The sequence below is a fragment of the Vibrio owensii CAIM 1854 = LMG 25443 genome (assembly GCF_000817815.1).
In the GTDB taxonomy this organism is placed as follows: Bacteria; Pseudomonadota; Gammaproteobacteria; order Enterobacterales; family Vibrionaceae; genus Vibrio; species Vibrio owensii.
In genome coordinates this window covers 125,621-143,893 of sequence record NZ_JPRD01000023.1, presented here as the reverse complement: position 1 = coordinate 143,893, position 18,273 = coordinate 125,621, and the positions used below count along the sequence as shown (strand labels likewise).

16 protein-coding genes are annotated in these 18,273 nt (G+C 45.1%); 3 read left to right on the top strand and 13 right to left on the bottom strand.

Features of this window, described 5'->3' with window-relative positions; genetic code table 11:
• The gene (locus H735_RS14255) at positions 1 to 1,050 is read left to right on the top strand and encodes an alcohol dehydrogenase family protein (RefSeq protein WP_020194743.1); all 1,050 of its coding nucleotides are present in this window, start codon (positions 1 to 3) and stop codon (positions 1,048 to 1,050) included.
• 96 nt (positions 1,051 to 1,146) lie between these two features.
• Here H735_RS14255 and H735_RS14250 read toward each other — a convergent pair whose 3' ends face one another.
• Positions 1,147 to 1,719: a GNAT family N-acetyltransferase gene (locus H735_RS14250; protein ID WP_020194742.1), complete on the bottom strand. Its 573-nt coding sequence runs from the start codon at positions 1,717 to 1,719 to the stop codon at positions 1,147 to 1,149.
• Positions 1,720 to 1,726: 7 nt separating this feature from the next.
• Positions 1,727 to 2,890, bottom strand: a complete 1,164-nt coding sequence (locus tag H735_RS14245) for a MerR family transcriptional regulator (protein WP_027726576.1) — start codon at positions 2,888 to 2,890, stop codon at positions 1,727 to 1,729.
• A gap of 193 nt (positions 2,891 to 3,083) precedes the next feature.
• Here H735_RS14245 and H735_RS14240 point away from each other — a divergent pair, with 193 nt between their 5' ends.
• On the top strand, positions 3,084 to 3,737 hold the full coding sequence (locus H735_RS14240; protein ID WP_020194740.1) for a DsbA family oxidoreductase: 654 nt from the start codon (positions 3,084 to 3,086) through the stop codon (positions 3,735 to 3,737).
• 70 nt (positions 3,738 to 3,807) lie between these two features.
• On the opposite strand, the gene H735_RS14235 is transcribed toward H735_RS14240, so the two are convergent.
• The 5 genes from H735_RS14235 to H735_RS31405 form a co-directional block, all read right to left on the bottom strand.
• The gene (locus H735_RS14235) at positions 3,808 to 4,206 is read right to left on the bottom strand and encodes an NUDIX hydrolase (RefSeq protein WP_020194739.1); all 399 of its coding nucleotides are present in this window, start codon (positions 4,204 to 4,206) and stop codon (positions 3,808 to 3,810) included.
• 19 nt (positions 4,207 to 4,225) lie between these two features.
• Positions 4,226 to 4,741: a GNAT family N-acetyltransferase gene (locus H735_RS14230; RefSeq protein WP_020194738.1), complete on the bottom strand. Its 516-nt coding sequence runs from the start codon at positions 4,739 to 4,741 to the stop codon at positions 4,226 to 4,228.
• 127 nt (positions 4,742 to 4,868) lie between these two features.
• Positions 4,869 to 5,231 carry a VOC family protein gene (locus tag H735_RS14225; protein ID WP_027726575.1) on the bottom strand — a complete coding sequence of 121 codons (363 nt, stop codon included), beginning with the start codon at positions 5,229 to 5,231 and terminating at the stop codon, positions 4,869 to 4,871.
• A gap of 115 nt (positions 5,232 to 5,346) precedes the next feature.
• Positions 5,347 to 6,753, bottom strand: coding sequence for a cytochrome-c peroxidase (locus tag H735_RS14220; RefSeq protein ID WP_020194736.1), 1,407 nt, complete (start codon positions 6,751 to 6,753; stop codon positions 5,347 to 5,349).
• Between the two features lie 357 nt (positions 6,754 to 7,110).
• Positions 7,111 to 7,263, bottom strand: a complete 153-nt coding sequence (locus H735_RS31405; protein WP_005452601.1) for a hypothetical protein — start codon at positions 7,261 to 7,263, stop codon at positions 7,111 to 7,113.
• A gap of 271 nt (positions 7,264 to 7,534) precedes the next feature.
• Between H735_RS31405 and speG the strand changes: the two genes are divergently transcribed.
• Positions 7,535 to 8,059 (top strand): spermidine N1-acetyltransferase, encoded by a 525-nt coding sequence (gene speG, locus H735_RS14215; protein ID WP_009706233.1) that lies wholly within the window; start codon positions 7,535 to 7,537, stop codon positions 8,057 to 8,059.
• A gap of 59 nt (positions 8,060 to 8,118) precedes the next feature.
• Here the strand turns inward: speG and H735_RS14210 are convergent, their stop codons facing one another.
• The 6 genes from H735_RS14210 to H735_RS14185 form a co-directional block, all read right to left on the bottom strand.
• A complete protein-coding gene (locus H735_RS14210) occupies positions 8,119 to 8,916 on the bottom strand; it encodes a hypothetical protein (protein ID WP_020194735.1) in 798 nt (265 codons plus the stop codon).
• Between the two features lie 162 nt (positions 8,917 to 9,078).
• Complete coding sequence (locus H735_RS14205; protein ID WP_020194734.1) at positions 9,079 to 10,200, bottom strand: OmpP1/FadL family transporter; 1,122 nt, start codon at positions 10,198 to 10,200, stop codon at positions 9,079 to 9,081.
• A gap of 106 nt (positions 10,201 to 10,306) precedes the next feature.
• Complete coding sequence (locus H735_RS14200) at positions 10,307 to 13,447, bottom strand: efflux RND transporter permease subunit (protein WP_027726574.1); 3,141 nt, start codon at positions 13,445 to 13,447, stop codon at positions 10,307 to 10,309.
• A gap of 5 nt (positions 13,448 to 13,452) precedes the next feature.
• The gene (locus tag H735_RS14195) at positions 13,453 to 14,586 is read right to left on the bottom strand and encodes an efflux RND transporter periplasmic adaptor subunit (RefSeq protein ID WP_020194732.1); all 1,134 of its coding nucleotides are present in this window, start codon (positions 14,584 to 14,586) and stop codon (positions 13,453 to 13,455) included.
• 75 nt (positions 14,587 to 14,661) lie between these two features.
• Positions 14,662 to 15,453: a hypothetical protein gene (locus H735_RS14190; RefSeq protein WP_020194731.1), complete on the bottom strand. Its 792-nt coding sequence runs from the start codon at positions 15,451 to 15,453 to the stop codon at positions 14,662 to 14,664.
• A 629-nt stretch (positions 15,454 to 16,082) separates the two neighbouring features.
• Positions 16,083 to 18,239: a prolyl oligopeptidase family serine peptidase gene (locus tag H735_RS14185; RefSeq protein WP_020194730.1), complete on the bottom strand. Its 2,157-nt coding sequence runs from the start codon at positions 18,237 to 18,239 to the stop codon at positions 16,083 to 16,085.
• Positions 18,240 to 18,273: the final 34 nt, after the last annotated feature.

Below are 18,273 nucleotides of genomic sequence, written 5' to 3'. Positions count from 1 at the left end.
ATGACAACACTACCAACCACAATGAAAGGTGTTCTATTGACCGGTCACGGCGGACCAGAAATGTTGGAATACCGCCAAGATATTCCAGTCCCAACCCCAAAAGAGAATGAAGTGCTGATTCGCGTATCCGCAGCAGGCGTGAACAATACCGATATCAATACACGTATCGGGTGGTATTCAAAAGGCGACAACGACAGCGAGGACGCAAGTTGGAGTGGTAATGCACTGGTTCTTCCACGCATTCAAGGCGCTGACGTCTGTGGCGAGATCGTTGCCGTGGGTAATATGGTAGATGAACGCCGCATAGGTGAACGCGTGTTGATTGAACCTTGCTTGAGCGACGTGAACGGTGAAAACATTAATCCACCTTGGTACTTTGGCTCAGAATGCGACGGTGGATTTGCAGAATACACCGTGGTCTCAGCCAAGCACGCCTACCAGCTAAAGACGGATTTGACTGACGTCGAACTTGCGTCTTTCCCATGTTCGTATTCAACGGCAGAAAACATGCTCACTCGCTCTCGTGTTGCAAAGGGAGATCGTGTCCTGATTTCTGGTGCTTCTGGCGGTGTCGGTTCTGCGGCGATTCAACTTGCCAAAGCGCGCGGGGCCACCGTTATTGCCATCACAAGCCCAAGCAAAAATGAACAAGTGCTGGAGTTGGGCGCAGATGAAGTCGTACCACGCAATGCAAATCTTGTTGAAGCGCTTGGCAATAGCAGCATCGATGTGGTGGTTGATTTGGTTGCTGGCGACCAGTGGCCACAGTTCCTTGAAGTCTTGCGCCCGAAAGGTCGTTACGCGGTATCAGGTGCCATTGGCGGCGCAATGGTTGAGTTAGACGTGCGCACTCTGTATCTCAAAGATCTCAGCTTCTTTGGTTGCACTGTCCTTGAGCCTGAAGTGTTTGGAAACTTGGTTCATCATATTGAACAAGGCAACATCAAACCATTGGTCGCACAGACGTTCCCACTTGAAGAAATCAACCAAGCGCAAGCGGCATTCCAAGAGAAGGGACACGTAGGCAAGATGGTCCTTACCGTGAGGTAATGCCTGGTAGAACGCATTAAAAAGCCCCTCTGCAAGTTCATCGCAGAGGGGCTTTTTCGTTCAGGTTAGGCCAACCAATGACCGGAACTTAATGGGTTACCAGTAAGCAGGACTATCCAAACCTTGCACGCAAGAGGATGAGCCTTGGATTGGCGTCAATTCACCTGCAAGTGATTGTGCCAACCAACCATGTGGAAAGCTCAAAGTATGAGGCGCTTTGAATTGCGCTTCCGTCACTTGTTGGAAACCAACGCGCGAATAGAAGTTAGGATCGCCGTAGGTAAACACCAACTCGATGCCTTGTTGTTTCAAGTGTTCAAGGCCAAAGTTGATCAGGGCTTGTCCTACGCCTTTACCCTGGCACTCTGTCAGTGTGGCCATTGGCGATAATAAGTAACCCACTTCACCATTCTCAAAGCTTAATGGCGTAAACAACACGCCTGCGATCAAACGCTCACCCTGTTTCGCAACAAAGCCTTTCAATTCTTGCTCTGGCGTTGTAGTTAACAAATCGCCGACGAGTAAGCCAATGGTTTTACCTTCAGCTTCGCCTTCAGAATCAGAAAAGGTTTGAGTAAACAAAGCGATCATCTCGCTGCTCATGCCTCTCTCATATGGAGAAAGTGTGTAGTTAGATTTTTGAGTATTTTGATTTGTTGTTTCGTTCATTTTTCTATCAATCTTTTTGTAAGATATACATCTGATACGCCACTTCATTACCACGGCGTTTAACGATATCTAATTCAACTTGTATGTCTTTTAATGCTTGTGATGCTGGCATCTCAGCTTTCAAACTTTGCACACGCTCATCTAAAGGAACGTAGTAGTTATCCCATGCCTGTTGGCTAATCGGGAATGTCTCTAACACTCGGTAGCCTGCTGCTTTCGCCTGCCCAATACGCTTCTCGACACTGCCCACATCTGGGTATTCTTTTTGCCAGAATGTCACCGTATCTTCGCTTGGTGTATCCGTATTCCACACCAAATCGCTTACCACTAAGATACCGCCGTCTTTAAGCAATGGGCGCCATGCTTTGAATGCGTTCTCCACACCCATGATGTAAGCACTGCCTTCCGCCCAAATAACATCGGCCGAGCCTTCTGCAAATGGCAGTTCTGTCATGCTCGCACACACCGTAGTGATATTGTCACTTAAACCAAGAGCCTCAGCTTTGCCTTGTAGGCGTTGCAAAGACGGCTCGTCGTTATCAACCGCTGTGATGTGTGCATGTTTTGCCAAAGTACGAGTCGCAATGCCCTGCCCACACCCGATTTCCAATATTTCATCAGGTTGAGTTGGTAATAGGCTCAATGCTTTCAACGTATCTTGCTCTGAACCAGGCCCCCAAAACTCCAAGGCTTCATATACGCGGAAGAAGTCCGCCATATAGTCGTCGTGAGTATTCATATCTTTTGATAACCAACGTAAGTGAAGGGCTTCTTTCTCGCTAAAACCTTGCGTCATCAGCCATTTAAAGTGCGCATCCGGCGCGACTTCATCCAACGATTCATGCCAATCGGTTAACGGTGTTTCACCCAGCAGTGCCGCCAACAGCTGTCGCGATTTCTGCTTTTGCTCAATCTCTTCATCGAGCTGTTTGAGTCTTTCCAACATCAACTGGCGATCTACTTTGGCTTCCAAACAGGCTTTACACTCCTTGAGCGTCAGTCCGCCACTCTGCAATTGCTGGATAAAACGCAAGCGTTGTAGATCCGCATCGCTATACGCGCGGTAGCCGTTGCTTAACCGTTGCCCTTTGATGAGCTCAATCTTCTCGTAATAGAGCAATGTGGTACGAGACAAACCCAGCATCTCTGCCAGTTCCGATATCCGATACATGTAATTTTCCTCAGCGCTGATAAAAGCATCTTAAACTGTAGAGTTATAGACAGGTCAATATGAATTGTAGAAAAAGATACGCTGAAAGATAAAACGCGGTGAGAAAGCATCAGGTTACTAAAAGGTAACTGGTTGAATTCGCACTCTTGGTCTCCATATCCAATTTATAACTCGAAAAAGTAAGGTCTGTTTTATGGAATCAGTAATCAAAATCGACGTAGTGTCAGATGTGGTTTGCCCTTGGTGCATCATCGGCTACAAACGCTTAGAACAAGCAATTCAAGAACTAGGATTGGAAGACAAAATTGAGTTGGAATGGCAACCGTTCGAGTTGAACCCAAACATGCCAGCAGAAGGTGAAAACCTACGCCAACACCTAGCGAAGAAATACGGAACAACGCCGGAAGACAGCGTTCGTGCGCGCGATAACCTGACTAATCTGGGTAAAGAAGTGGGATTCGACTTTGACTACTTTGATGACATGAAGATGGTCAATACGCGAGATGCACACGTACTGCTGCAGTGGGCGGAGCAATTTGGTAAGCAAACTGAACTGAAGTTAGCCCTGTTCGCGGCGTTCTTTGGTCAACGCAAAGATGTCTCTGACCGAAGCACACTGGCAGCGATTCTGACTGACATTGGTTTAGATGCAAACATGGGCATCGCCACCCTAGACGATGCAAGTAATGCTGACTCTATAGAGTATCAAGAAAGCCAATGGCATCAACTTGGCGTGAGCTCAGTACCAACAGTGGTGTTCAATATGGAAAGTGCAGTGACAGGCGCTCAACCAGTTGAAGTCTACAAGCAAATCCTGAGCGAATACGCAGAAAAACTGGCTAAGTAACAGGTCATAAGAAAACGCCCACAATACGTTCGCATTGTGGGCGTTTTTGTATTCTGCTCGAGGTTTAGTGTTATTTCACTAATCCTTGTTCAACTAAGCTTGGGAAGACCTCATTGCGGAAAATCGTGCTTATCGCGATGTCATCCACGTTTGAAGAATCTACCCATTGGCACTCTTCGATTTCGTTACTGGCAACCACCTCGCCCGAATAATCATTAACGAAGAACACATCCATGACCAAAGTAATGCCGTTTTTATCGTGTGCAGGCGCTTCAAAGCGACCAAACAGCGTCAATGCATTTTCCTTCACGGCAATGCTCACTTCTTCTTGCAGTTCACGGCACAACGCTTGCTCTGGTGTTTCGCCACTATCCAGTTTTCCGCCCGGCGCATAGAAGGTGTCTTTGCCTTTTGAGCGCAGCACTAACAGTGCGCCGTTTTTAATGATGATACCTGCTGACTTGTGCATCTTGCTTTCCTTCTAGGCGCTAGAGAAACTTCTCGATCATAACTTCATTGATGTACTGGCCGTTAACCTTGGCGTGCTTCTTAGCGGTACCAACCACTTCAAAGCCATGTTTTAGATACGTAGCGAGCGCGTTGGGGTTGTCCTCTCGGACATAAGCAAACAACTTTTCATAGCCTTTGGATTTAGCATCAGCAAAGGTGGCAGTAAACAGCGCTGAAGCGACACCTTGTCGACGGTATTTGGCATCGACGAACGTACCAATAATACCAACGTGAGCGAATGCCTTGGTATAACTGGCAAAAGGCTCTACGTTTTGGAAACCCAGCACGGCGCTGTCTTCCTCGTCCTCTTCTTTTACATTCAATGCCACATTGAACACACCCGTTTCAGGAAAGCTTTCAATGAAGCCTTCTTCCTCTTCTGGGGTGAAGGTGGTATCAAGGATCGTGTATAAGCCCTCTTCTATGATGGGATTGAGAACTTCGGTAATGCCTTGAGCGTGCTGTTTTTTTGCCTTTGTGACGACAACTTTCATAGTATTTTTCGTTCTTTTTATAGGGATGAAATAGGAGCTCGATTATCTTCTATCTTGATCGTAAAACCAATGACCTAACGATCGTTCGATCAGTAAGTATCCACTGGATCATCCTATAGCTAACGCCCTATAAATAAGCCACCGCTTCGATGTTGTTACCATCGGGATCATAAAAAAACGCTGCGTAGTAATTTGGCGCATAGTGTTCACGCAAACCTGGCTCACCATGACAAGTAAACCCAGCCTCAATACCCGCTTTATGAAAGGCCTCGACGGACGCTTTGTCATTGGCTTTAAACGCAATATGGCAAGGGGCACTTTGAGCACCCTTTTCTATCAGGAAACGCGTATTGGCTTCACCAACTAACCCAAAGCCTGCCGCTGCTTCGTCCGACCATTTTAGTTCGATGTCCAAAGGGGTAAGCATCTTGGAATAAAAAACGACACAAGCATCAAAATCCACAACTTTAATTTCAAAATGATCAATCATACCCATCCCTACTTGATTGAATTTGTTCCATAAAAAAGACCACCTTAATCAAAGGTGGTCTCGATTGCGAAGTCTATCGTTTTATCGGTGACAAACTTGTCGGTAATGCCTCAACTTAACTTAAAGGGCGGCCTTCATAATCGCCCGTCAATGTTTTCAAGAACGCTTTGATGGCATCCACTTCTTCATCCGACATTTCCACTCCAACTTGGTATTTACCCATGTCGTAGATGGCTTTTTCTAGCGTATCAGCATGTCCATCGTGGAAGTATGGCGGTGTCAGTTCAATGTTACGTAAGGTTGGTACTTTGAACTTGTGCTTGTCTTCTTTGTTGCCAGTGAAGTTGTAACGACCAAGGTCAGCGTCCGTCATATCAGTACCACGCTCAGCAAAGTAGTCCGCTTTCATACCCATGGTTTCAAACGTTTCACCACCCATCGCTTCACCTGCGTGACAGGTTTGACAATCGTACTTCTTGAACAGCATTAGACCGTATTTCTCGTGCGAGTCCAGCGCCTTTGTATCACCCATCATGTATTGGTCGAAGCGGCTATTTGGTGTGGTTAGGGTTTTCTCAAACTCGGCAATCGCATCCGTAATGTTGTTACCATTAATCTCACCTGAGTAAACCTTTTTGAACATCGCAACCATTTCTGGGTCTTGGCTTAACTTGTCGATGATTTCATCCCAATCCATAGAGCCCATTTCAATCGGGTTAAACGGAGGACCACCCGCTTGGTCTTGCAGATCGGCAGCACGGCCATCCCAGAATTGCAGCTTGTTGTACACAGCATTAAACACGGTTGGCGCGTTGATGCCACCCACTTGGCCATGAATACCAACAGATGTTACAAGTCGGTCCACGCCGCCTGTATCAAGGCTATGGCATGACGCACATGAGACACTATTGTCTCCTGATAGTCGCGTGTCGTGATAAAGCACCTTACCCAGTTCAGCCTTGTCTGCATCGGTTTCGAACGTGGTGTAAATTGGTTGTAGAACTTTGGTTTTACGTTCTTCAGATACCGGAGACTGTGCATGGCGCTCTGCACGCTTCTCACGAATCCACTTCAATAAGGTGTGTTTTTCGTCTTTCGACATGCTTGCTGACCAGTGCATAGTCAGGTAAATCGCTGGCGGCATTGAGTCGTCGTAAAGCACCTTCTCAAGACGAGCAAGTGCGACTTCAGAAACAGGATCATTCTGCTTCACGTCGTCGAACAGATTGGTCATGTCAAAGTGACGCATGGCCACCTTCACATCCGCTTCCATGATCTGTTTCGCCACTGGCATTTCTGAGTAGAAAGGCATTTCGCTGTTTGGCGTATGACAATAGCCACAACCCTTATCCGCTAACACCTTCATCGCTTGATAATCCAGCGTAGATTGGTCTAACGAACTAAATTGCGCCAAATTTTGTTGAGCCACTTTTTTATCGTCTTGGTTCACCATGTAAACGGTGCCGAAGTAAGCCACCAAGCCTGCTCCCACGATCCCTAGTGTTATTTTCTTTTTATTCATCACTGTTCCCCTAAATCAGTTGGGGCGAAAGTTATTGAAATGCCAATATTTTTAAAAATGGGAAAAAGGAATAGATATTAATCGAATATTTAGATGAGCAACGAATTTAACATCTAAAGTTTATAAAAACAGACACTTGCAGCAATAAGTGAAAAATACAACATAAAAACAACAACTTAAAACCGGAGCTTTTATTGATATGAGTCAAAAATGACGGAGGCGACAATATATTAACCAAACATATTAAATTTGATTAAAAATAATTCAGGTCGAAATAAAGTAGGAATTTAGGAAGGAATTGTAGGCACAAAAAAAGGCAGCTCGGGAGCTACCTTTTTAGCAAGTCAGCAAATGTAATTATGCTTTCTTAAGATCTTTAGCTGGGTAAGTTAGTGTCTTTTCGCCAGCTTTAACGTGTGCGTAAAAACCGCCGCTGCTTAGACCTGTAACAACCATTTCGCCTAGTTCGATACCTTTAGTAGCTACTACTACGTCACCGATTGAAAACATATTTAATACCTTGTTTCTGTAGATTATGACCTTAAGTCGTTGGCGGTATTTAATCTGAAATTGCACCCTTAACCTAATCAGGTTTTTTGTCGTCATGATTAAGTTTCATTATTGCTGTAGCCCTTATAGATAAAGGCGTTGCAAGGGTATGACGAAGATCGCTTTTACGACCCTAAACTCTTAGAAGTAAAGGGGAGATTTCCCTCTAATGGGCTAAGATGGCTTGGTTATAATCGCATTTGATTATGCTTTTGCTCTCTGGAGATAGACGATGAAAAATGGTCTCACAATTCGTGCTTTAGAACGTTCAGACCTGCGCTTTATTCACGACCTCAACAACAACCGCAACATCATGACGTACTGGTTTGAAGAGCCTTACGAATCTCATGATGAATTAGAAGAACTGTATCGCAAACACATTCACGACGATGCCGAGCGCCGCTTTGTCGTAGAAGATGAACACGGTGTCTTAATTGGTCTGGTAGAGTTGATTGAAATTAACTACATCCACCGTAGCGCCGAATTCCAAATCATCATCGCTCCAGACCACCAAGGACGAGGCTATGCCGAAGAGGTGATCAATCGTGCTTTGGATTACTCATTCTCGATTCTTAACCTGCACAAAATCTACCTGTTGGTTGCCTTGGACAATGAAAAAGCGATCCACCTCTATCAGAAGTGCGGCTTTATTGAAGAAGGCCATCTGGTACAAGAGTTCTTCATCAACGGCAGCTACCGCGATGTAAAACGTATGTACATCCTACAAGACCAATACCGCGCAGAGTTAGAGAGCTGATCCGTTCTAGTATGGAGTGGCACTTTTTAATTAAAACGCAGCCGATGGGCTGCGCTTCTTTAATCAAACTGATACTGGTATGAGACGATGACGCGCTTGTCTGGATCATCGAGATAAGTGTTGTTGTCCATAATAAACGTCATCAAGTTAAACGAGTGACGCTTTTGAACAAGATAACCTAACCCTAAGCCACCAAAAGCACCTTTGTAGTTGTCACCTTCACTGTTCTCTGAACCATAAGAGCCACCCGCAAATCCCATCAAGGTCAATTGCTCTGTTATGGGTTTCAATGTGAACGCTCCCAAATAACCGCTACTGCCTGAAGAGTTCATCATGTTGAACCCATTCTCTGGGCTAGGTGTGCCAGTAAAACCAGGGTCTGAACATGCACTGCCCTCTGCGCCATCACAAACTGGCACATCGCCATCGTTATAGGTGTAGCCAGCCATAGGAAAGATCTGAAAGCCTGCTGGCTCGATGCCGAAATAGCTCAATGGTACAAAGGTTCCGACGCTGTAGTTGGTTTGATCAGCGCCGTTAGTATATTCATTCTTACCAAAGTTGAAGTTCACGATACCCACCGGAAACAACCAAGAGCCGCCCACGCGCCATTCACTCGCATCATCATTGATACGAACATTAATTTTGCGAGCTTCATCCAATGCCAAGGAACCAGAGAACGAGATGTTCTGGTCATCAAAATCATAGTTGTTGGAATAAGCCGCACCGAACTTGGTGATCACCTTTGTTGGGTCATCGGCTAATTTGTTTTTGTTCTCTTTGGGAACGCGTTCACTAGCCAGAGCCGACGAGCTTAAAACTAACGCTGCACATGCCAGCCAAAACGTGTTGTTCATTTCAAATTTCCTCGACGAATTCGCTATCGTCTTTTTACTTTGTGCTTTTTGTTCAGTTGAATTAATACCGTCCCGCTACAAACAAAAACGGCGGTAAGCCTAGGACGTGCTTACCGCTGCTTTTCGTCGTATCGCTAATCTAGTGATTGCGTTAACGCCGGATTATTGGTTTTTCCAGCTGTAGCCGATGCTTAGGAAGTACAACGCTGGATCATCAAAGCTTGCAATCGTGTTGCCCGCTCGACCTTTCACTTCAGACGATTCAATCAAGGTCGCTTCGAAGGCAACTGAAACCGTGCTTGCTTCATCAATCTTGTAATCAATGCCCGTACCTAGACGGTAAGCGTTGCCAGTTGGGATAGTCAGATCACCGTTGGATTGATCTGTGTACATGCTTGAGTCAAATGCGAAACCTGCATTCCACATCACTTTGCTATTAACCTTGTACTGTGTACCCAAAGCAATCTGGTAGGTGTCTTGTGTTTCTACATCCATCAGCGTTTGGTAAGCGCTCCAGTCTTGCCAGTTCAAGTTACCCATCACCGCCAGTTTGTCGTTAAGCTCATGGTAAGCACTGAATACCAACTGCTGAGGTGCAACGGCACTGGTCGAGAAGTCTTTATCATCGAATTCGAACTCAGTTTCATTCGAGTAAGACAGACCTAAGCGAGTACCCGAATTCAACTCATACAGCACACCAACGCGGCCATTCACTTGAGTGTCGGTATCTTCAATGCCACCAGCGAGAGTCGTACCATCAACTTTGACATCCATATCTAAGATGCCGTAATGGATGCCTAATGCAGCACCTACAGACCATTGATCGTTAATACGGTATGAAGCAGAAGGTTGAACCGTCACGGCCTGAGTAATTGCATTAGGAATATCAATACGGCTGAACAGCTTGTCGTATTCCAGACCCAAGCCGTAGTTGCCGTACATACCAATACCAAGCGTCCACTTATCGTTCACTTGTTGGCTGTAAAACGCTGAACCAAGCGGCACGTAGCCAATGATGTTACCTGCGTCACCGCCACCAAAGGTGTCCAGCGTTGTGTCGCCATACAAGCTGATCAAGTGACCTGAAAATGACTGACCCGCCACATTAGACAGACCAGCAGGGTTCGCCGCCATGACCGAGGCATCCTGCGCTCTTGCCGCCATACCCGCAGACGCTAAACCAATGTCTGTGGTGGAAGTCTCGTACAAGTACAGACCTCCTGCTTGCGCTGCTGCACACGAGATGAGGGACCCCACAGCAACGATTTTGGTAAGATTTTTCATACTAAAACCTATAAGTATATTTAAAAGAAAACCCATGCTGACAATTTGGTTTTATCTCAACAAAAACTCTTTTCATTGCAGCAGCATGGGGAGGAGCGATTAGAATTTACGCGCTAGGTTCCTCCGTTTTAGTTGGAACATTACGCTTAAATCGTTCGCGCAATGACTGCATCATCACGAAGAAAACTGGAGTCAATAATGTGCCGACAAAGGTTGAAAGGATCATACCGCCGAAGACAGCGAAACCTAATGAATGACGTGAAGCAGCACCTGCACCAGATGCAATCACTAACGGGAAAACACCCCAAATGAATGCAAATGCCGTCATTTGAACCGCTCGGAAACGAATTCGAGCTGCTTCTTTTGCCGCATCAATAATCGATAGCCCTTTCTCTTCTCGAAGTACTTTGGCGAATTCCACAATGAGAATGGCAACTTTCGCTGACATCCCGATCAAGATAACAACACCTATCTGTACATAGAGATCGAAAGACTGACCAACCATGACTAGCGTTCCCATTGCTCCCAGAATGGCTACGGGTACTGCCATCATTACCGCAGCAGGAATCGTCCAACTTTCATATTGAGCAACAAGGAATAGGTAGGTAAATAAGAGGGATAGAGCAAAAGCAATAGGCGCAAGGTTGCCTGCCTTTTGCTCTTGATAAGTCATGCCTGACCATTCGTAAGAATAGCCGCTCGGCAAACTGGTTTGTGCTAGCTCCTCTATCGCGTTAACGACATCACCAGAACTGTAACCTGGAGCAGGAGCGCCATTCACTGTTGCCGAACCAAACATGTTGTAATTTGATAGAGTATCCGGGCCAAAGATCGGCTCTACTTTTACTAACGTTGCCAAAGACACCATCTTTCCAGAACTAGAGCGAACATACAGATGGCTAATGTCATCAACGTTGTCTCGGAACTGCTCCTCTGCTTGAACCTTTACTTGGTAAGAACGACCAAATAAATTGAAGTCCGAGATATACGCACCGCCTAACTCGGCTTGAAGCGTTGTAAATATCTCATTCAATGGCACTCCCATTGAGATTGCTTTATCACGATCAATGTTGATGTAACGCTGTGGGATGTTTGCGCGGAAAATGGAAAACGCTCGTGCAACCTGCGGCAGTTGGTTTATCTTTGCTACAAACTCTGCGGTAGTTCTTGCCAACTCCTTCGGAGAGCGACCCAAGTTATCTTGCAAAACAAGATTGAAGCCATCGACCGCTCCCATCCCTTTAATTGCAGGAGTCGCAAATACAAACGAGGCTGCATCTGGCGTAGAATTCAGCAACTGATTCACTTTTGCCATCAGAGCACGTTGATGCAACGCAGGATCTTGTCGCTCATCCCAATTATCCAGTTTAATAATTAACATGCCGGAGTTTGGGATAGCGGCCATATTGATGACAGAAAAGCCTGCCACCGAGACAACATTCTCCACGCCATCCATCTGTTTAAGCTCATCGACATATTTTTTCATTAAAGGAGCGGTGCGTTGCAATGCGGCAGCATCAGGTAACCTCATCTCAACCATAAACACACCTTTGTCTTCATTTGGAACAAACGACGACGGGACATTCATAAATCCGTAGGCAAGCGCACCGATTAACGCTCCATAGACTCCAAGACTGAGAACAAGACGACGGCTCAAAAAACCAACTAAGCCTTGATATTTACGGGTGATGGCATCAAAACCGCGGTTGAAAGCACGTAAAGGTGCGATAGGCTGCTCATGCGTTGACTTGAGCATCAGAGCACATAATGCAGGGGTAAGTGATAACGCATTGACTGCTGAGATAAGAACCGAGACACAAATCGTCACTGCGAACTGGTTAAACATGCGCCCAGAAATACCTGGTAGTAGTGCAACAGGTACAAATACAGCAAGTAAAATAAGTGTGGTTGCCAGTACTGGTCCCGTCACCTCTTTCATCGCTTGAATAGTCGCAGGCACAGGAGCAAGGTGCTCCTCATGCATTACACGCTCAACGTTTTCTACCACGATAATGGCATCATCGACGACGATACCAATTGCCAATATCAGTCCAAATAGGGATATCGTATTTATCGTCATCCCCATGAGAGCCATTACCGCAAAAGTAGCAATGATCGACACTGGAATTGCTAACGTGGGTATGACCGTTGCACGCCAATTTTGGAGAAACACATACACGACTAGCGTAACTAAAAAAACCGCAATAACGAGGGTCTCATACACTTCATCGATGGACGTTTCTACATACTCGGTAGAGTCGTAAGCAATATCGTAAACAAGATCATCAGGAAACGTCTTTTCGTACTCTTTCATTGCCTGCTTGACTTCTTCCATGACTGCCAACGCATTCGCTGTAGGCAATTGGTACAGCGCAAGTACTGCTGCAGGGGCGTTATTCATACGGCCATCAGCCTCATACCCTTGAGCGCCAACTTCCACACGAGCGACATCTTTAAGGCGGATTAAAGTCCCCTTTTCACTTGCTCGAATCACAATGTTTTCAAACTCAGCGGCAGTCGTCAGTCTACCTTTTGTCTGCAAAACATATTGATACTGCTGATCTCCCGGAGCAGGCATTCCGCCAACCTTACCTGCGGCAACTTGTATGTTTTGTGTTTTGATTGCTGTGATGACGTCACTGGCAGAAAGCTTCAAGGTCGCTAGCTTGTTAGGATCTAACCAAACTCGCATGGAGTAATCTTTTTTACCCAGTAAGGTAATATCACTCATACCTTCAATACGCTTCAAACGTTCAACTACGTTTAAATCTGCATAGTTGGAAAGGTAAATGCTATCGAATGATTGATTTGGTGAACGAAGAGTAATAACGCCAAGCATGTCCGACGACTTCTTTTTCACCGTTACACCGATTTGGTTTACTTCTTGAGGTAAAGAGGAGGTCGCTTGGGCAACTAAGTTGTTCACTCGAACCTGTGCCATATCACCGTCAGCACCTACCCGAAAGTAAACCTTCAGCGTGTATGAACCATCGTTACCTATGACGGATGACATATAAATCATGTCCTCAACACCATTGACTTTGGCTTCGATAGGTTGAGCTACCGTCTTTTTAACCACATCCGCATTTGCACCCGGATACATGGTTGTTATTGAAATTACTGTCGGTGATATTTGGGGATACTCTGAAATCGGCAACACATTTAAAGCGATCATCCCCATCAAGGTCATCGCCAATGAAATGACCAAAGCGAACTTTGGTCGGTGAATGAAAAATTTACTTAACATCGTGGCTAACCCTGTCGCTCAATATCATTCACAGTGCTGCCTGGACGCACTTTTTGTAGACCGTTCACAATGACTTTTTCATTTTCAGACAGGCCTGATAGGACAGCATGGTTCACACCATAAACTTGACCCAACTCGATATTGCGACGTGAGACAACATGGTCATCAGCAACCACCATAACGTAGCTACCAGCTTGATCTTGTTGAATCGCTGATGACGGAACTAGCAACCCATCAATCGTTTTGTTACGGAGTTTGATCGTCAAATTTCCGTATTCACCCGGCATAAGTGAGTAAGTTGGATTGTCAAACTGAGCCTCAGCCTGAATTGAGCCTGTTTCTAAATCGATCTTATTCCCAAGTGCATAGATCTTTCCTTTGTGCGGATATGTTTTGCCGTCGGATAGAGAAAGCGTTACATCAACATTGAGCTTTTCGTCGTGGCTTCGTGCCACATCAATTGCATTTCTTACACGTCGATAGAGTTTTTCATCCACATCAAAACCAAAGCGAATCGGATCAATTTGGGTAATCGAAACGAGTGGAACAAGTTGTATTTTTGAGATGCGGTCGCCAACGCGAAAGTTACTGAATCCCACACGACCAGAGAATGGAGCACGAACTGACGAGAATTCCAAATCAAGCTTAGCTGAAACCAGAGTCGCCTTTGCCTCTTCCACCTCTGCACTAGCCGTTGCTTTATCTGTAATCGCTTCATCAAACTGCTGCTCACTGATGCTCTTGTCTTTGATCAACTTTTGAGCTCGCTGTGCATTTCGGTTAGCTTGAAGCAAGTTAGCGCGCGCCTTTTCTAATGATGCTTCAGCATAGGAAAGTGCGGCTTCATAGGGTCTCGAATCGATTTCAAATAGAAGCTGACCTTTTTCAACCATATCTCCATCTTTGAAATGAATCGCGGTCAGCTCTCCTCCCACTCTCGGCATAATATCAACATCATTGACAGCTTCTGTTCTGCCGATAAAGGTATGGTAAGGGGTGATTGGTGTTTTAGTGAGAGTGAGCGTTTCGACTGATGGGGCTGCCTTGTTTTGTGTTTTCGCCTCATTAGTATTACACCCATAGAGTAAGGTAGTCGTAATAAGTAGAGAGAGTAATACTGCTTTATTTTGGACTTTCATAATAGACCTACTTAGGAAAAAGTGAGCTTATGAAAATACGCCCACTCATTTATTCCTGAGATATAAATATAATTATTAGAATTGGTAGTTATATTCGATGCGGTGATCACCATCGCCAAAGTCGACTTGCTCATTCCAGTTTGCAAAGTAACGAATATTTGAACGCGGTGTTATTTGGTAAGAAATCGCAAATTCATGCGTTAAGATATTATCCTCACCCGCATAATACGTGTCTTTATAATCACTTGAGCCCGACAAGGTGTGCATATACATCGGGTTGTAGTTGATCCAAATTTTGTCAGTAATATCGATTTTCGAATACATACCGACCACAGTAAACGTCCCCGGAATCTCGTAGCCGTTGTCTTCACCACTGAAATCGTTGGCGATCGTTACACCTGCACCTGCTAGTGGGTAAAGCTGGACGACACCAAGTTTAGGCAAGGCCTTGATGAAGCTGTACGATGCATCTAACTTGTCAGCATCCACGTCGTAGTTCACATCAAGCTGACGTCCCAATCCTTTCGCCACTTCAACTTGGAAATTACGCAGACGGAAGGAATCAATACTGTCATCCACTTTGCTGTACAACGGATCATCTTCGTCTCGAATGCCAAACAGTTCGCCACCAATACCTTTGACTTCGATAACGTTCATTGCCATCGTGCCCGGTTGTGACGCTTTATAAGTTTGGCCTATTTTGATGTTTGCTCCTTTGTCCGTAATACCAAAACCTGCTTGGGTATAAACCGCAAGAGGATCCGACATATCTTGTAATTGTTCATCTGAATTTGTCTCAGCAAAAACGGGGGACGCAAACTGGATTACTGCTGCCATTACAACAACAGATGGTTTCACCAAATTCATAGGATTTTGTCCATTCTCATGATAATTAATTGTTTTGCGTCATCGAGTCATCACAAACAGCAAACGTTCAGAAGCAAGCTTTGGAGGATAATATTTCTAAATGCTATTCTAATGATGGCTAAAGGATTGACGCTGTGCGTAAATTAAGAGAAATGGTATAGAAAGTTCAATCACCTATGGTTATATGAGTTATAACCTAAACTTTGGTAAAAGAAGAAATAATAAGAAAACAATGGAACTAGAAATAAACAAGCATTGACAAAACAAATAATAAGTTATTTTTAACATCACTTCTTCATGTGAAATCTTTCTTTGATTCTATAAGTTAACAAAAAAGAATCACTATTGATAATAGCTAGTAAATACGTGAGATACAGAAGTTTTTTATATCTATGTAATTTTTCTATTTCATATTTATACTTTACAGTTGTGGAGCATTTTATATTAAAATAATGTTATTCTCCCTTTTGTAAAAGTACCGTTTAATACCCTACAGAGAAATAATGAGGAATGTGAGAACTGTCACTCTTACTTTATCCCTTGTATTCACATAAAAAACGCAGCCCGAAGACTGCGTTTTAATTCCAATGTAAATGAACTTAAGCTCTTTGGTTAATCCACCCTCTCGCTTACAGCTTTTCAACGCCCATATTGAACAAAGTAAAGCTGTAAACATCGGCGGTTTTCTCGATAACCTTACTGGTCGGTGTGCCTGCACCGTGACCTGCGTTGGTTTCGATTCGAATCAAAGTTGGGTTTGTACCCGCTTGTTTAGACTGTAGCTCAGCTGCAAACTTGTAAGAGTGCGCTGGCACCACACGGTCATCGTGGTCACCCGTTGTCACCATAGTTGCAGGGTACTTAACGCCGGCTTTGACGTTGTGTACTGGCGAGTATCCTTTGAGGTAATCAAACATCTCTTTACTTTGTTCTGCTGTACCGTAGTCATAAGCCCAGCCCGCTCCTGCCGTAAAGGTATGGTAGCGAAGCATATCCAATACACCCACTGCTGGCAGTGCCACTTTGAACAGCTCAGGGCGCTGCGTCATCACTGCACCAACAAGCAAGCCGCCGTTCGAGCCACCGTTAATCGCGAGCTTGTCTGACGAAGTGTAGTCTTTATCGATAAGGAACTCCGCTCCGGCAATAAAGTCATCAAACGAGTTTTGCTTCTCTAATTTGGTGCCAGCATTGTGCCACTCTTTGCCGTACTCACCACCGCCACGGATGTTCGCGACAGCGTAAATACCGCCCATTTCCAACCATGCAGCTCGACTCGGACTGAAGTAAGGCGTTAGACTGATATTGAAACCACCATAACCATACAAAATCGTTGGCGCACTGCCGTCCATCGGCGTGCCTTTTTTGTAGGTGATGATCATTGGAATCTTGGTACCGTCTTTCGATTTGTAGAACACCTGACGAGATTCAAATTGTTCTGGATCGAATGGTGCGTTCGATTTGTGGTAAACCTCGCTGTCACCGTCTTTGATGTCTAAGCGATAGGTCGTGCTTGGTGTCTTGTAGTTGGTGAAAGAGTAGTAGACTTCAGCGTCTTCTTTCTTACCCCAAAAGCCGTAAGCACTGCCGATGTCTGGCAGCTTGATTTCACGAATGAACTTACCGTCCATATCGTATTGTTTGACCATAGAAAGCGCATCAACAATGTAGCTGGCAAACAGATAACCGCCCGCGGTTGATGGGCTAAGCACGTTGTCAGTTTCAGGAATTAAATCTTTCCAATTCTTCGGCTCAGGGTTGCTCGCATCCACCGTCACCACGCGTTTGTTTGGTGCGTCTAAGTTAGTGACCAAATACAGCTTGGTGCCTTTGCTATCAATCACCCAAGTACCAGAATTGGTGTCATCCAAAATGGTTTGCAGTGGACTGTCTGGCTTGGTCAAATCTTTGAAGAACAGCTTATTGCCAGACGTTGAAGTGCTTGCCGAAATAAATAGGTAACGTTGGTCGTCGGAAGTGTAACCACGAACGTATCGGTGCTTCTCTTCCTCTGTACCGCCGAAGATAAGCTTGTCCTCACTCTGCTTAGTGCCTAGCTCGTGATAGTAAAGCTTGTGTTGGTCGGTTTTTGCCGAAAGCTCGCTGCCTTCTGGCTTGTCGTAACTTGAGTAGTAGAAACCTTTGTTCCCCAGCCAGTTTACGCCGCTGAACTTAATATCTACTAACGTCTCACCGACAGGCTTTTTGGTTTCAGCATCAAGCACAATCACTTTGCGCCAATCGCTACCGCCTTCTGAAATACTGTAAGCGACTAAAGAACCATCTTTAGTGAAGCTCACATTCGCCAATGAGGTCGTGCCATCTTCGCTAAAGGTATTTGGGTCGAGGAAGACTTCTGGCTTCCCATCATCAAGTTGGCGGTAAAGCACATCTTGGTTTTGTAAACCGTCATTCTTGTAGAAATAGGTGTATTTACCTTCTTTGAATGGTCGCCCTAACTTCTCGTAATCCATTAACTGAGTTAAGCGTTCTTCAATCTGGTGACGATAAGGAATTTGCGCCAAGTAATCGAACGTGACTTGGTTCTGCGCTTTGACCCAGTCAGCGGTTTCTTTACTGCGGTCGTCTTCTAACCAGCGGTATGGGTCACTGACTTTGGTACCAAAATACTCATCCACCACATCAACTTTCTTTGTCGTTGGGTACTTCACCGCCATTTTGTGTACGTGTTCAACCAATTCCTTTGTTGAGTCTTCGGCATAAGCTCCCGGTAATACGCCCGTCAACGCAAACGCGGTCACCAGTGCTAAGGTTTTCTTTTTCATAGACTTCCTTTTCTGTTTTTGTTTTGTGTAATGC